The following is a 14,822-nucleotide window of genomic DNA, read 5'->3' as shown; positions in this document are numbered from 1 at the left end:
CTGACCGACGAAACACGCGGCATGATCGGCGCAGAGCAACTGGCGCGGCTGAAAAAGGACGCCATCGTGGTCAACGCGGCGCGGGGCGGCATCATCGAGGAGCAGGCACTGGTGGACGCGCTGCACAGCGGGCACCTGTTCGCGGCGGGCGTAGACGTATTCGTGGACGAGCCGCCCGCACCCGAACACATCTTCCTGAACGCGCCCAACCTGGGCATCACCGCGCACCTGGGCGCCAACACCCGCGAGGCGCAGGAACGGGTGGGGGCCGAAATCGTCAGCCGCGTGCTGGACGCCCTGCAAGGCGACGTGAGCAAAGGCGCGGTCAACGCCCCCGCGCTGGACGCCAAGACGATGGAGCAACTCGGCGGCTACCTCGACCTGGGCGAGAAGCTGGGCCGCATCCTGACGCAGCTGCTCCCCGGTGGGCATGAGGTGGAAGTCACGTTCCGGGGCGAATTTCCCACCGACCCCGCGCCCGTGGTAACCGCCGTGCTGGTGGGCTACCTGTCGGGCAGCACCGACGAACAGCCCAACATGATCAACGCCCGTGCCCTGGCCCGCGAGCGCGGCGTCACCCTCAGCGTGCGCGAGGAAGAGGACAGCCCCGACTACCAGACCGAAGTGATTGTGCGCGTCCTGACCCGCAGCGGCGAGAGGGAGCGGGTGCGGCAGGTCGGCGGCACGGTCTTCGGCAAGTCGCCGCGCCTGACCCGCCTGCGCGACTACCGCGTGGAACTCGAACCCGAAGGCTACATCCTGATCGCCTCCAACCAGGACAAGCCCGGTGCCGTCGCCAAGCTGAGCAACCTCCTCGGCACCTGGGGCATCAACATCGCGGGCATGGCCCTGGGCCGCGCCGAGAAGGGCGGGCAGGCCCTCTTTACCCTGACGCTGGACGACAACCTGACGCCGGAGCAGTTGCAGGCCATTCGGGATCTGGACGTGATCGAGTCGGCGTTCCTGGTCAAAGTCTGAGCGCTTGGAGCATTTGACAGAAGAATGGCTTGCCTTTTCTGACCCTCTCCCCTTGTGGGGGAGGGCGTTGCGAAGCAACGGGAGGGGGGCATCCAGCCCAGCTTTCTTCTGTCAAATGCTCTGAACGCCAGCAACCCTGTTCAAAAAAGGGAAGCTGGCGTTTGCCTTGCCTCCACCATCAACCATCAGCGAAGCGAAACCATCATCCATCGACAAAAAAGAAAGCGCAGGGTCTCCCCCACGCCTCCCTCGAAACTTGCCTTATTTCTTGCCGACCAGCGAAATGGTGTTGAAGGCTTCGCTGCCCAGCGGGCTCGGCACCCAGCCCTTGACGTAGGTGCGGGCGGCAGCGAGCGGCTGGCTGTGAACAATCGGAATGCGGTAGGTGGCCTTGTAGGTCAGCTCGTGAATTTGAGCATAGGCGGCTTTGCGCTCGGCTTCGGTCTTGGCAGCGCGGCCCTTTTCGAGCAGGTTCTGAATCTGCACCGAGTTGTAGCCGATGTCGCTGCTGCCGTTGGGGCCGTAGTAGGCCGAGTAGAAGTTGTCGGGGTGGCCGTAGTCGCCGGTCCAGCCGATCATGTACATGTCGAAGCCGGGGGCCTTGTTGCGGTCTTCGAGGTACTTGGCCCAGTCCTGGGTCTTGAGCTGCGCCTTGATGCCGATGGCCGCGAGGTCAGCCGCCATCGCTTCGGCAATCGGCTTGGGGCTGGGGAAATAGGGACGGCTGACGGGCATGTACCACAGGTCCATGGTGAAGCCGTTGGGGTAACCGGCTTCGGCCAGCAGTTTCTTGGCGGCGGCGGGGTCGAACTTGTAGTCGGCGGGCACTTTGGTGCTGTTGTAGCGGTTCAAGACCGGGGGCACGAAGCTGGCGTTGCTGGTGCCGAGGCCGGGCCAGAAGGCGTCCACGATGGCCTTTTTGTTGAGCGCCATGCTGATGGCCTGACGGACCTTGGCGTTCTTGAGGTACTTGTTGCGGTTGTTGAGGCTGACAAAGCCCACGTTGAAGCTGGGGCGCTTGACGGCGACCAGATTCTTGTCGGCCTGAATGGACCTCAGGCTGTCGGGGGCCATGTCGTTGGCGAAGTCGATGGTTCCGGCCTTGAGTTCGTTGAGGCGCTGGCTGGGGTCCTTGATGGCGCGAATAACGACCGTCGCCACCTTGGGCTTCTCGCCCCAGTAGCTCTTGTTGGCGCTGAGGGTCACGCGGTCGCCCGACTTCCAGCTCTGGAACACGAAGGGGCCGGTGCCGACCGCCTTGCCCGCAGGCGTGCCGTACTTGCCCATCTGCGCTTTGATGGCAGTGGGGCTGGCGATGCCGAAGTAACCCGAAGCGATCACGTCGGGAAACACGCTCGAAGGCTTGTTGAGGTCCACACGCACGGTGGAGTCGTTGACCTTGACGATGTTTTTGATGACCGAGGTGGCGTCGCCCTTGTAGCCGCCGAGCAGGTCGCCCACGATTTCGAAGCTGCGGCCTTCTTTACGCAGGCTGTAGGGGTGGTTCTTGTCCCACCAGCGCGAGAGGTTGAACACCACGGCGTCGGCGTTGAAGGGCGTGCCGTCATGGAACTTGACGCCTTTGCGCAGGGTAAACGTCCAGCTCGTGGCGTTGGCGTTGGGCTTCCAGCTCGTCGCCAGGCCGGGTGCGAGTTCGGTGGAGCCGTTTTTGAAGTCGATCAGGGTGTCGTAAATCTGGCGCTGCACCAGAATCGAAATGCCGTCGGTGATGTTGCCGGATTCCAGGCTGATGGGTTCACCGTTGCCGCCGAACACCAGCGTGCCGCTCTGGGCGGCAGCCGTCGGCGCGGCGAGAAGGGCAAGGGTCAAAAGGGCTTTTTTCATGGGTTCCTCCGGGAAATGGGCGCTTCCGAGTGTGCGGCCTCAGGCTGGGCAGCCCCAGAATGCGCGAACGTCAAGATGAAGATTGGTGCAAGCCTAGACGCCCCCCTAGAGCGTGTCAAGGCGAATACCCCCACCATGACCCCAGCACAAGACCGCAAAAAACGTCGGTTCAAAGGTATTATTCTGTCCACAACAGAAACGCGCTATGCTACCGGGCGATGACTGCCCTCCCCGACTCTGGCCTGCGCGAACGTGCCCTGCACCTGCTGGAAAACATCTGGGGCTACCCCGACTTTCGTGGCGTGCAGGCCGACATCGTGGCGCAGGTAACGGGCGGCGGCAACGCGCTGGTGCTGATGCCGACAGGCGGCGGCAAGAGCCTGTGCTACCAGTTGCCCAGTCTGCTGAGGCCCGGTGTGGGCATCGTCGTTTCGCCACTGATTGCCCTGATGAAAGACCAGGTGGACGCGCTGCGGCAAAACGGCGTTCGGGCGGCTTACCTCAATTCCACGCTGCACCTCGAGCAGGCCCGGGAGGTGGAGGACTCGCTGCTGCGCGGGCAGCTCGACCTGCTGTATATCGCCCCTGAACGGCTGCTGCTGCCGCGCACGCTGGACTTGCTTTCCCGCGCTCCCATCGCCCTTTTTGCAGTAGACGAGGCGCACTGTGTCAGCCAGTGGGGACATGATTTCCGGCCCGAATACCAGGGCCTGAGCGTGCTGGCCGAGCGTTTTCCCGACTTGCCCCGCGTCGCCCTGACCGCCACCGCCGACGAGCGCACGCGGGCTGACATCAAGACCGTGCTGCACCTCTGGGACGCGCCGCAGTTCGTGTCCTCCTTCGACCGCCCCAACATTCAGTACCGCGTGGGCCTCAAGGACAGTCCCAAGTCGCAACTGCTGCAATTTATCCGCGAGGAGCACGCCGGGGACGCGGGCATCGTCTACTGCCTCTCGCGCAAGTCGGTGGAGGAAACCGCACAGTGGCTGCGGGCACAGGGGCTGGACGCGGTGGCCTACCACGCGGGCCTGTCCCACCCCGAGCGGCAGCGGGCGCAGGAGCGGTTTCTGAACGAAGAAGGCGTCATCGTGTGCGCCACCGTCGCCTTTGGCATGGGCATCGACAAGCCGAATGTGCGCTTTGTGGCCCACCTTGACCTCCCCAAAAGCATGGAGGGCTACTACCAGGAAACGGGCCGCGCCGGGCGCGACGGGCTGCCGAGCACCGCCTGGATGGTCTACGGCCTGACCGATGTGGTCAACGTGCGGCGAATGCTGGCGGCGTCGGACGCGCCCGAGGAGGTCAAACGGGTGGAGGCGGGCAAACTGGACGCTCTGCTGACCTACTGCGAGGCCGCCACCTGCCGCCGACAGGTGCTGCTGGGCTACTTCGGCGAGGAGTTGCGCGAGCCGTGCGGCAACTGTGACAACTGCCTGAATCCGCCGAAGGTGCGCGACCTGACGCGGGAGGCGCAGATGGCCCTGTCTGCCGCCATCCGCACTTCACGGGCGAGTGGGTTCGCCTTCGGGTCGGCGCACCTGACCGATGTGCTGCTGGGCAACGCCACCGAGAAAGTCGTGGGGCAGGGCCACCACCAACTCCCGACTTTCGGCGTGGGTAAGGAACACGACGAAAAGTTGTGGCGCTCGGTGCTGCGGCAACTGGTCAGCCTGGGGTACCTCAGCGCCAACGACCATTTCGGCTTGGGGCGCACCGCCAAATCCGACGAGATTCTGAAAGGCGGCAAACCGCTTTTGCTGCGCGAAGACGCCTTGTTGCCGCGCTCAGGCAAGGGCAAACGCGACAAGGCGGGGACCAGTGCCGAACGCCGCGCCCCTGTTGCCGCTGCCGACGCCCCGCTGTTTGAAGCCCTCCGAGCTTGGCGGCTGCAAAAGGCGCGGGAACTGGGCTTGCCGCCCTACACCATCTTTCACGACGCGACCCTGAAAACCATTGCCGAGTTGCGCCCCGGCAGCCACGCCACGCTGGGCACGGTGAGCGGCATCGGCTCGCGCAAACTGGCGGCGTATGGCGACGAAGTGCTGCAAGTCATCCGCGACCACGGCGGCACGTCAGGCCCCGAGAATCTGCTGGACAGCCGCGCCTTCAACGCCAAAGCCGAGGCGGAGCGTGGGGCGAGGGACAACGGGGCGGTGCTGGCGCTATTGGGCGGGAGCGCGGCGCTGCAACCTGTCGCCAAACCTGCCCACCCAGGCGTTCTGGCTGCACTGCGCGACTTGCGGCGCACCCTGGTTGCCGAGCAGGGGGATTCACTTTCGGCGGTCTTGTCCGAAGCCACGCTGGAAGAACTGGCCCGCAAATTGCCCACCCGCCCAGGGGAACTGACCCACATTCCCGGTCTGGGTGGGCAGCACAGCGAGGCTTTCGGCGACCGCATCGTGGCGACCATCCGCACTGCACTGACGGGGCCAGCCGCGCCCGAAGCCCCTGCCACCGAAATCCATCCACCCGTTGCGTCCTCCGCAGGCGACCTCACCGAAGCCCTACGCGAACTGCGCCGCGAACTGATGGCCGAAACGAACCACAGTCCCTACGTCATCTTCAGCAACGCGACCCTGGACGCCCTCGCCGCCCGGCAACCGCGCACCCTCAGCGAACTGGCCGAGGTGCCGGGCCTGGGCGAAAAGCGAATCGAGGCGTATGGAGCGCGAATTCTGGACGCGATAGACACGGCGCTGGACTGAGAGCGAGTGCAAAGCAAAGGTGGTCTAGGACGTCTTGCATAAAGGGAGTTGGTGTGGACGCCCCCCCCTCCCGTTGCTTTGCAACGCCCTCCCCCACAAGGGGAGAGGGTCAAAAGGACTAAAAAATTGGCGTTGCCCCTCCATCAACCATCAGCGCAGCGGAACCATCAACCATCAACCCTTACCCCTCCACCCCGTCCAACTTCGCCGCTCCCCAGCGCAGCGCCCCCCACGTCCCGAAGACGGTCAGCAGGGCCAGCGCACTCAGGCCCGCGATGCCTTCCCAGGTGGTCAGCGCCGAGTAGCCGGGAAAGAGGTCAGGCCGCAGCACGCTGCCCGCCACGGGTCGCGCCAGCAGCAGCAGGCACAGCACCGAGTAGAGCAGCGACAGGCCCATGTAGCTCAGGCCCGCTGGACTCACCCCGATTTCGGCGGGGTTGTCGGCGGTAAAGCGCGGCGCGGCGGCTCCCAGGGCCACCCCCAGCGCGGTAATCACGAAGGCGTTGCTGATATTGACCAGAATGCTCAGCAGCAGCAGCGTCGGCCCCAGGCTCATCGCGCCCGCACTCACCACGCCCATCACCAGACCCAGCGTGAGCGTGACGGGCAGCACGCCCCAGAACTTGGAAGTCACGATTTGCCAGGGGCTGATGGGCGAAGTTCTCAGCAGCCAGTACGCCCGCGCCTCCTGACTGACGGCGGGAAAGGCCAGACGGGTCGCCACGCCCGACACGATGAAGCCCTGAAAAGCCAGTTGGATATACCCCAGAATCCCGCGAAACTGCGGCACAGGAATCGGCACGGCCTTGACGCTGACCAGATACACCCCCGCCAGCGCAACGACAATGAGCAGTTGGCTCCACTGGGTCGGGTCGCGGAAGGTCATCCGCATGTCTTTGGACGCCAGGGTTCCGCCCAGGCCCAGGCGCGAGAGGGCACGCTCGGCCCAGCCTGCTTTCCTGGGCGCAGGGTCAAGTTTGGGCAAACTGGAATCCAGCGCCCGCGCCCAGCCTTCCTGATAGGCCACCGTCGCCAGCCAGGTGGCGAGGCCCAACAGCACGGCAGTCAGAACGAGCAGAGGCCACAGCGCGGGCGAAAAGCTGCCGTGCGCCGCCTGCCAGATAAAACCACTGGCCCAAGACGGCGGCAAAAAGGGGCTGCTGGGGCCAGAGAACGAGCGCAGCAACTCCTCGAATTTGGCGGGGTCTTGTGCCCGCTGAATCAGCACTTCGGGCCGCAGGGCGCGGATGGCATAGACCAGCCCCGCGCTGAACATGATGCCCAGCGCCGTGCTGACCTCGCGCACGCGGCCCGCTGGAGCCACCCGCATCAGCCCCACCGCCAGTAGCGCCCCCAGGCCCACGGGCGCGGCAAACGTCAGCACGTCTGCCAGCAGCATCAGCGGATAGGCCCAGGCGGGTGCACCGAAAAACGCCCCGATGGTCAGCAGCAGCGGCAATGTCAGAAAGACGGGCACAAGGGCCGTATTCAGGAACGTTTCAAAGACCTTCAGGCCGAACACCCGCCGCGCCGAAATGGGCTGGGCCAGCAAAAAATTGAGGTCGTCGCTGAGGTACAGCGTGCTGATAGCCGCCGTGGTGGCGCTGAAGGTCACGCCGCTGGAGAGCGTAATCAGGCCGATGTCCAGCACCCGCGCAAAGACACCCGTGCCGATGTCGCCGAAGCGGGCCAGAAATTTGAGCGACTGCCACGTCCCGTACACCTCGGCCCAGACCAGCAGCAGCCCCAGTCCCAGCACCAGCGCGTAACCGAGTTTGGGACTGCGCTGGAAGGTGTGGCGCAGGGCTGTCCACTTGAGGCCCAGCAGAGAAGGCTTTTGCCCCCTCCACCCTTGTGGGGGAGGGTCGGGGAGGGGGGTCATTCGCCCGCCTCACGCCGCCGCGCTTCCTCGGCCTGTTCTTCTTCCAGCAGCCGAAAGAAAATGCGTTCCAGACTGTCGCCATGCACGCCGCCCGCCTCGGTGCCCGTCTGGGCGCGAAGTTCATCCATCGTTCCTTCGCCCAGCACGCGGCCTCTGTCCAGCACCACCAGTCGGTCACACACGGCTTCGGCCAGCGGCAGCGAGTGGGTGGTCAGCAGCACGGTGCGGCCCTTGTCGGCGTGGGCGCGGAACAGTTCGCGCACCTGCCGCGCCGCGTGGGGGTCGAGGCCCACCATCGGCTCGTCCACAATCAGCACGGGCGGGTCGGGCAGCAGCGCCGCGATGATGGCGACCTTCTGGCGCATCCCGTGCGAGTAGGTTTCCAGCAGTTCGTTGCCGAAGTCGCGCAGCCGGAAAAAGTCCAGCCAGCCCTCGATTTTGCTGTCCATGTCAGGAACGTGGTAAAGCTGTCCGACAAAGCGCAGCAGTTCGCGGGCGCTGAGTTTGCCGTAGAGGTAGGGGCGGTCGGGAATGTACCCGAAGGCGGCTTTGGCCTTCACGGGTTCGCGCCACACGTCGAAGCCCTGCACCCGCAGCGTACCTGCCGTGGGGCGGGTCAGGCCCACCAGCGCCCGAATGGTGGTCGTCTTGCCCGCCCCGTTGCTGCCCAGCAGCCCGAAAATCTGCCCCGGCGTCACGCTGAAGCTGAGGTTGTTCACGGCGGTATGCGGGCCGTACCGCTTGGTGTAGCCGCTGACTTCTATCACGCCACGGAGGGTAGCGGGCGGGGGCTTTCAGCTTTCGGACAGGCTAAGGGCCATGAGGTTTTTGCCCATGGCTCACGGCCTACGGCCCATAGCCCTTAAACTAAGCCTCATGACTCAATCCGACACCGACGACATGCGCCTGGACGAGATGGAATTCGAGAACATTACCCTCGACCAGCACGGCCCGATTGCTGTCCTGACCGTCAACCGTCCCAAGGCGCTCAACGCGCTCAACGGGCAGACCTTGCAGGAAATCGGGCTGGCGGCAGAACTCATTGCCAACGACCCCGAAGTCGGCGCACTCATCCTGACGGGCGCGGGCGACAAGGCGTTCGTGGCGGGGGCCGACATCAGCGAACTGGCGGCGCTGGAAGGGCCATTTGCGGGCCGTGACATGTCGCTGCTGGGCCAGGACGCCATGACCCAGGTCAGCAACCTGCCCATTCCCGTGATTGCCGCCATCAACGGCTACGCGCTCGGCGGCGGGCTGGAACTGGCGCTGTGCTGCGACATTCGCGTCGCCTCGCCCCGCGCCAAACTGGGCCTGCCCGAAGTGACGCTGGGTCTGCTCCCCGGTTTCGCCGGAACCCAGCGCCTGCCCCGCCTGATTGGTGCGGGCCGCGCCCTTGACCTGATGCTGACCGCCCGTCAGGTCGGAGCCGAAGAAGCCCTGGGGATGGGTCTGGTCAACTATGTTGCAGACGACCCCCTGCAAAAGGCCCGCGAACTGGCAGAAGGCATGGTGAAGCATGGCCCGCTGGCGCTCTCGCTGGTCAAGGAAGCGGTGCGCCGTGGCCTGGCAACCAACCTGGAAGGCGGTATGGAAATCGAAGCCGATCTGTTCGGCATGGCCTTCGCCACCAGTGATTTCAAGGAAGGGACAAAGGCGTTCTTGGAGAAGCGCAAGCCTGAATTCAAGGGCGAGTAAGCGAACCACAACGAAACGGGCGGAACGGCTGTTGTGCCTTCCGCCCGTTTCGCCGTGCCGCTTTAAGCTTCCGGCAACAGCAGCGCTGCCGAGCGGGCGGGCAGGGTCAGCACCGTGTCCGGCCCCAGGTCGTGCACCTGTTCGCTCAGGACGTCACGGTAGCGGCCCGGTCGGGCGGGCACAGGGACAGCCGCCGCGTCCAGGGCACAGTTGAAGGCGACATAGGCCGACCCGCTGGGGTGGTTGCGGGCAAACGACAGCTGTTCCCCCTGCGCGTGCAGCACCTCAAAGTCGCCGCGTTGCAGCGGCAGCGAGGCGCGGCGGGCGGCGGTCAGCTTGCGGGTCAGTCCCAGGGTGGTCCGGTCCCAGTCGCCGGGCTGGTCCCAGGGAAAGGCGCGGCGGCAGTCGGGGTCCACGCCGCCGGGCAGCCCTATTTCGTCGCCGTAGTACAGGCAGGGTGCACCCACGTAGCTGAACTGGAAGGTCAGCGCCAGCCGGTGCGCCGTCGCGTCGCCGCCCACTGCCGTCAGGAAGCGGGCCGTGTCGTGCGAGTCGAGCAGGTTGAGTTGCACCCGCACCACTTCGGGGTGGTACATGCGGGTCACTTCGCTCATGCGGGAGGCGAAGGTGGCGGCGTCCTGCGGGTCGACCCGGCCTGTGCCGCTGCGCTCGTTCATGGGATGGTCGAGCGTCCGCGCCCCGAAAAAGGCGAGGCAAGGGCGGGTGAAGTGGTAGTTCATCACCGCGTCGAACTGGTCGCCCGCCAGCCAGCGCCCGGCATCGCCCCAGATTTCCCCCACGATGTAGGCGTCGGGGTTGATGGCCTTGACCCGGCGGCGGAATTCCTGCCAGAAGGCGTCGTCGTCGATTTCGTTGGGCACGTCCAGCCGCCAGCCGTCGATGCCGAACTTCATCCAGTATTCGCCTACGCTCAGCAGAAACTCGCGCACTTCGGGGTGGTTGGTGTTGAACTTGGGCAGCGCCCGAATCCCCCACCACGCGGCGTAGTGGGCGGGTTTTTCCTCGTCGTAGGCGTTCAGGGGCCAGCCGTCCACATGAAACCAGTCGCGGTAGGCGCTCGCCTCGCCCTGTTCCAGCAGGTCGTTGAACTGAAAAAAGCCCCGGCTGGCGTGGTTGAACACGCCGTCCAGCACCACCCGGATGCCGCGCCCATGCGCCTCGTCGATCAGGTGGCGCAGCGCCTCGTTGCCGCCCAGCATGGGGTCCACCTGAAGATAGTCGTGGGTGTGGTAGCGGTGATTGCTGGCCGACTGGAACACCGGGCAAAAGTAGATGGCGTTCACGCCCAGGCTGGCGATGTAGTCGAGCTTGCCGGCCACGCCCCACAGGTCGCCGCCCATGTAGCCGCTGATGGTCGGCGCCGACCCCCAAGGCTGAAGGTGAAGGCCCGTGACCCGCCCGGAGCGGGCAAAGCGGTCAGGAAAAATCTGGTAGAAGATGGCGTCCGTGACCCAGGCGGGCGTCACAGGTGCGGGACAGGAAGTGGACTCGGACATGGCGGAGCGCAGGATAACCGGAGTTCTCTGGTCGCGCTCTTACAGAGGGGCGGGCCTGCACCCCCGCCGGGCGGTTCGGCGGCGCATAGGTCACGGCCCTCCGTATAGTAGGCACCATGTCCCGCGTGCTGCTTTTTGTCATCGGCGTCTTGTTGCTCTGTGTTACGGCGCTCGGTGCGCTGTGGCTGGCGGGTCAGGTGCTGGTGGTGCTGGGAGCGCTGCTCACGGGCGCGGCGAGTGTTCTGCTGCGGCTGATGCTGTTCCTGGCCTTGGCCGCACTGGTCGGGGGGGCGAGTTACTTTGTCGCCAACGCTTGGCGGCCCGGCGTGACGCTGGCTCCGGCGGGTGTGCCTGCTGCGCCCCGGCCCCGCCGCACATCGCGCTGGCAAAGAGCCAAGCGTGGCGCAGCGGCCCCGGCAGCATCCTCCCCAGAAGCCGTTTCAGCCACGCCAGAGCAGCCCACTTCGCTGGTCGTGTCGGCCCAGCCCCAGGTCGTTCAGGAGGAAGACGCTCAGGTTCAGGACGCGACCCAGCCGCACGCCCCCGAAGCCACCGTCAACAAGCCCCAATAACCGCCCCCTCACCCAGCCCCACATATGAGCCGTCCCCACTCGGGCTCAGCGGGTTTTCATGGCGCGTCAGGAAAGGTGTGTTTGACTGCCGGGCATGAAGACCACTTCCCTCACGCTTTCCTTGACCGCGCTGCTGCTCGGCGCTCCCGCTCTGGCTCAGGCCCCCACTCCTGCTCCGGTCACCCCGGCTGCGGCGACCCCTGCGCCCGTTCTCCCCGCACCCGCCCAGCCTGTCACCTGGAGTGCCGCGAGTCTGGCCCAGGCCAGCTACGCTGTGCAGGAACCCGTCTGGCAGGGCAATACGAATCTGGTGTCGGCAGAGCAGCGCAGCGGTATCTTGCGGGCACTGAAAAACGACGCGGCGCGGGCACTCAAGCGCCGCTATCCGGCAGCCACCATCGTCGCGGCGGGCACCCCCGGAGCCATCAAGGTCACGCCCGTCCTGACTGCTCCACAGGCGCTGGTGCCCTGGGCCAAGCTGAGCCTGAACCTCAACTTTGAACTTCCCAGTGGCGCGGCTCAGAACGTCGGTGAGTCTTTCGGCCTGCTCACGCTGTGGCAGCAAGGCCCCGAAGCCGCCAACTTCGCCTACGACCAGATGGTGAAAAGGCTTCCCTGATAGAGCGTAGGGTTAGACCAAGACGACCTACCACAGACAATTTGACAGTAAACTTACAGAGCCGGGAGAAGCTGACTCCTGGCTTTCTCTCTTTCCTGCTCCTCCAAAGCCTTTGGCGTTCCCGCCACCCTCACCACCTCTCACCTGCCCCGGAGGCCAGTCCAGTGACCCCCTCTCCTTCTGCCCGGTCTATCCGACCTCTCACGGCGCGGCGACGGGCCTACCTACGGTTCTGTATGCGGGTCAGCTTGCGAAAGCGCCTGCCCAATCTGCTGCTCTCGGCGCTGGGCAGCGCTGCTCTGGGCTTTTTGTTGCAGTGGCCCCTGTGGGCGGTGGTGCTCGCGGGGCTGCTCGGCCTCGGGGTCAGCGCCGCCATCGTCGCCTCGCGTTCCTGGCAGCGCCACAGAAACGACCCGCTCGAATCCGACGATCAGCTTCCCCTTTGACCAATGCTTCACGGGCTGAAACGCGGCGCGGGGGGCGTGTTAGCCTCGCCGCATGACAGAGTCAAAGCAGTTTGAAAAGCAGAGCGGCAGTGCGGCCTTTGGCGCGGGCCAGTCGGCCTTCGTGACCGGGGGCAGCAAGGGCATCGGCTACGCGGTGGCGCAGGCACTAGCAAACGAGGGCTACCGCGTGACCATCACCAGCCGCAAGCAAAGCGAAATCGAGCAGGCCGCGAAAGAACTCGGTGAACACGTGCGTGGCGTGGTCTGCGACGTGAAAGACCCCGCTGCCGTGCAACGCGAGGTGGACGCCCACGTCGCCGCTTTCGGCGGGCTGAACGTGCTGTTCGTCAACGCGGGCCTGGGCCACTTCGCCAACATCGAAGACCTGAGCATCGAGCAGTGGCAGGACGTGATCGACACCAACCTGTCGGGTGCTTTCTACACCATCAAGGCCGCCATTCCCGCAATGAAAAAGCGCGGTGGGTACATCTTCACCCTGTCGAGTCTGGCGGGCAAAAACCCCTTCGAGGGCGGCAGCGCCTACAACGCCAGCAAGTTCGGCCTCAACGGGCTGTCCGAAGTGGTCAACCTCGACCTGCGTAAATACGACATCAAAACCACGCAGATTATGCCCGGCAGCGTGGCGACCCACTTCAACAACCACACGCCGAACGAGGACGACTTCTGGAAGATTCAGCCCGAAGACCTCGCGCAGCTCACCGTCGACCTGCTGAAGATGCCCGCCCGCACGCTGCCCAGCCGCGTGGAAGTGCGGCCCAGCCGCCCGGACAAGAAACCGAAGAAGTGAAGGGATAAGGGAAGAGGGTGGAGGGTCAGGGCGCTGCACTTCCCTCCACCCTCCGCTTTTTGCCCTCCACTGCTACAATGCCCCGCGTGTATACCAACCGCCGCGCCCACCATGAATACGAACTGCTGGAGCGGTTCGAGGCGGGCATCAGTTTGACGGGCAGCGAAGTCAAGAGCGTGCGGGCCGGGGGCGTGGATTTCCGCGACGCCTTCGCCCGGCTCAACGGACGCGACGTGGACCTTGAGGGCCTGTATATCCCGGTCTACAAGGAAGCCACCTACAACAACCACGAACCCCGGCGCAAGCGTCGGCTGCTGCTGCACCGTGAGGAAATCGAAAAGCTGCGGCGCGGGCTGGAGCAAAAGGGCCTGACGCTGGTGCCGACCAAGCTCTACCAGAAGGGCCGCTATTTCAAGGTCGAACTGGCCCTGGCACGCGGCAAGAAGCTGCACGACAAACGCCGCGCCGATGCCGAGCGCACTGTCAAGCGGGAGCTACGCGAACTATGACCAAAACCACTTCGTTTTCGCGCTGGGGCCGTCCCCTGCTGCTGTCGGCGGGCCTGCTGGCGGCTGGACTGGCGGGCGCACAGATTACCCTCAGCAAGCTCAATCTGGCGGGCAAGGAAGTGCAGAGCGTCAACCTGTACGGGGCCGAGTACGCCAGCCGTGACACGCTGGACGGCCTCTTCGACATCGAGCGTCAGGGCAGCGTCATGCGGGTGGTCGGCATGGGCCACACCATGCTGTTGCCGATCGACACCGATCAGGTGCGCGCCACCACCGATTACAACACGGTGCAGCTCGACGCCGAGCGGGTCAAAGCCCGCACCGCTACCTGGGTCAACGGCGTGGTTCATTTCCCGCTCGACACCCTGGCCCGCGGTCTGGGGGCGCAGTACAAACCCGGCAGCTTTACTCTGGCCCGCCCGCAGCTTCAGGGCGTCAGCAACCGCGCCGGAAGCAGCAGCGACCGCTTGGTGCTCGACCTCAACCGCGACGTGACCGCCAAGGTCGAATTGCGCGGCACGCAACTGCGAATCATCCTTAAAAACACCACGGGCAAGGCACAGAAGTACACCCTGCGCGGCGCTTTCGTGCCGAGTGCCGAGGTCACGCAGCAGGACGCCGACCTGATCGTCAGCGTCACCATGCCCCAAAACAGCGGCTACCGCGTCTACCCCGTCGTTCGCGCCGGGGGCACGCGTATCGTGGCGGACATCGGCCCCGGTATTCCGCAGGATTTCCCGGTGGTCCTCGAACGCCTCACCAAACCGCTGATTGTCCTCGACCCCACGCGGGTTGAGGGGCTGGGGCGCGACGTGACCCTCGACGTGGCCCGCCGCGCCGCTCAACTGCTGGCGGAAGCGGGCTGGCAGGTTCGCATGACCCGTGACCAGAGCCGCGCCCTGGGCTGGAACGAAAAGCTGGCCCTGGCCCGCCAGAGCGACGTGTACCTCGCGCTCGACATGGGCCGTTTTCCCGGCACCCAGCGCAGCGGCGTGACCGTGTACGAAAGCAGCGGCGGCAGCCGTTCGCAGCTCATCAACGCGGTGCGGGCGGGCAAGACGCCGCCTTACGCTCCCCTGGTGATCGGGGACAACGGAGGCAGCCGCCGCCTGAGCCAACTGCTGCGCGGAGAACTCAAGAGCGGAGGGGTCACCGCCGAGCAGGACAGTCTGCGCCGGATGCTGACCCTCAGCGAAGCGCCCCAGGCCGCCCTGATGCTCGAACTCGGCTGGGCCGGAAATCCGCA

The 14,822-nt window shown here is 65.4% G+C and carries 13 protein-coding genes; 9 read left to right on the top strand and 4 right to left on the bottom strand.

The window, feature by feature from the left end; all coding sequences use genetic code 11:
- A partial coding sequence (locus Q4C89_RS05790; protein ID WP_303101658.1) for an NAD(P)-dependent oxidoreductase occupies positions 1-978 on the top strand: 978 nt, incomplete at its 5' end.
- 261 nt (positions 979-1,239) lie between these two features.
- Here Q4C89_RS05790 and Q4C89_RS05785 read toward each other — a convergent pair.
- Positions 1,240-2,823 (bottom strand): ABC transporter substrate-binding protein, encoded by a 1,584-nt coding sequence (locus Q4C89_RS05785; RefSeq protein ID WP_303101657.1) that lies wholly within the window; start codon positions 2,821-2,823, stop codon positions 1,240-1,242.
- Between the two features lie 218 nt (positions 2,824-3,041).
- Here Q4C89_RS05785 and recQ point away from each other — a divergent pair, with 218 nt between their 5' ends.
- Positions 3,042-5,528, top strand: coding sequence for a DNA helicase RecQ (recQ, locus tag Q4C89_RS05780; protein WP_303101656.1), 2,487 nt, complete (start codon positions 3,042-3,044; stop codon positions 5,526-5,528).
- A gap of 181 nt (positions 5,529-5,709) precedes the next feature.
- Here the strand turns inward: recQ and Q4C89_RS05775 are convergent, their stop codons facing one another.
- Both Q4C89_RS05775 and Q4C89_RS05770 read right to left on the bottom strand, forming a co-directional pair.
- Positions 5,710-7,410: a hypothetical protein gene (locus Q4C89_RS05775; RefSeq protein WP_303101655.1), complete on the bottom strand. Its 1,701-nt coding sequence runs from the start codon at positions 7,408-7,410 to the stop codon at positions 5,710-5,712.
- Positions 7,407-8,177: an ABC transporter ATP-binding protein gene (locus Q4C89_RS05770; protein WP_303101654.1), complete on the bottom strand. Its 771-nt coding sequence runs from the start codon at positions 8,175-8,177 to the stop codon at positions 7,407-7,409. The genes Q4C89_RS05775 and Q4C89_RS05770 overlap by 4 nt, the downstream gene beginning before the upstream one ends.
- A gap of 109 nt (positions 8,178-8,286) precedes the next feature.
- On the opposite strand from Q4C89_RS05770, the gene Q4C89_RS05765 reads away from it, so the two are divergent.
- Positions 8,287-9,105 carry an enoyl-CoA hydratase/isomerase family protein gene (locus Q4C89_RS05765; RefSeq protein ID WP_303101653.1) on the top strand — a complete coding sequence of 273 codons (819 nt, stop codon included), beginning with the start codon at positions 8,287-8,289 and terminating at the stop codon, positions 9,103-9,105.
- Positions 9,106-9,167: 62 nt separating this feature from the next.
- Here the strand turns inward: Q4C89_RS05765 and Q4C89_RS05760 are convergent, their stop codons facing one another.
- The gene (locus tag Q4C89_RS05760) at positions 9,168-10,622 is read right to left on the bottom strand and encodes a glycoside hydrolase family 13 protein (protein WP_303101652.1); all 1,455 of its coding nucleotides are present in this window, start codon (positions 10,620-10,622) and stop codon (positions 9,168-9,170) included.
- A 116-nt stretch (positions 10,623-10,738) separates the two neighbouring features.
- Between Q4C89_RS05760 and Q4C89_RS05755 the strand changes: the two genes are divergently transcribed.
- The 6 genes from Q4C89_RS05755 to Q4C89_RS05730 all read left to right on the top strand — a co-directional run.
- Positions 10,739-11,194 carry a hypothetical protein gene (locus Q4C89_RS05755; protein WP_303101651.1) on the top strand — a complete coding sequence of 152 codons (456 nt, stop codon included), beginning with the start codon at positions 10,739-10,741 and terminating at the stop codon, positions 11,192-11,194.
- A gap of 94 nt (positions 11,195-11,288) precedes the next feature.
- Positions 11,289-11,813, top strand: a complete 525-nt coding sequence (locus Q4C89_RS05750; RefSeq protein ID WP_303101650.1) for a hypothetical protein — start codon at positions 11,289-11,291, stop codon at positions 11,811-11,813.
- A 248-nt stretch (positions 11,814-12,061) separates the two neighbouring features.
- On the top strand, positions 12,062-12,259 hold the full coding sequence (locus tag Q4C89_RS05745) for a hypothetical protein (protein WP_303101649.1): 198 nt from the start codon (positions 12,062-12,064) through the stop codon (positions 12,257-12,259).
- 52 nt (positions 12,260-12,311) lie between these two features.
- Positions 12,312-13,067, top strand: coding sequence for an SDR family oxidoreductase (locus Q4C89_RS05740; RefSeq protein WP_303101648.1), 756 nt, complete (start codon positions 12,312-12,314; stop codon positions 13,065-13,067).
- Between the two features lie 77 nt (positions 13,068-13,144).
- A complete protein-coding gene (gene smpB, locus Q4C89_RS05735) occupies positions 13,145-13,576 on the top strand; it encodes an SsrA-binding protein SmpB (protein ID WP_303101647.1) in 432 nt (143 codons plus the stop codon).
- Positions 13,573-14,822, top strand: a 1,250-nt coding sequence (locus tag Q4C89_RS05730) for an N-acetylmuramoyl-L-alanine amidase (RefSeq protein ID WP_303101646.1), incomplete at its 3' end; no start/stop codon positions are given. The genes smpB and Q4C89_RS05730, both read left to right, overlap by 4 nt.

Source organism: Deinococcus sp. (assembly GCF_030523985.1).
In the GTDB taxonomy this organism is placed as follows: Bacteria; Deinococcota; Deinococci; order Deinococcales; family Deinococcaceae; genus Deinococcus.
The sequence above is the reverse complement of the archived record's forward strand: the minus strand, read 5'-3'. Positions and strand labels throughout refer to the sequence as shown.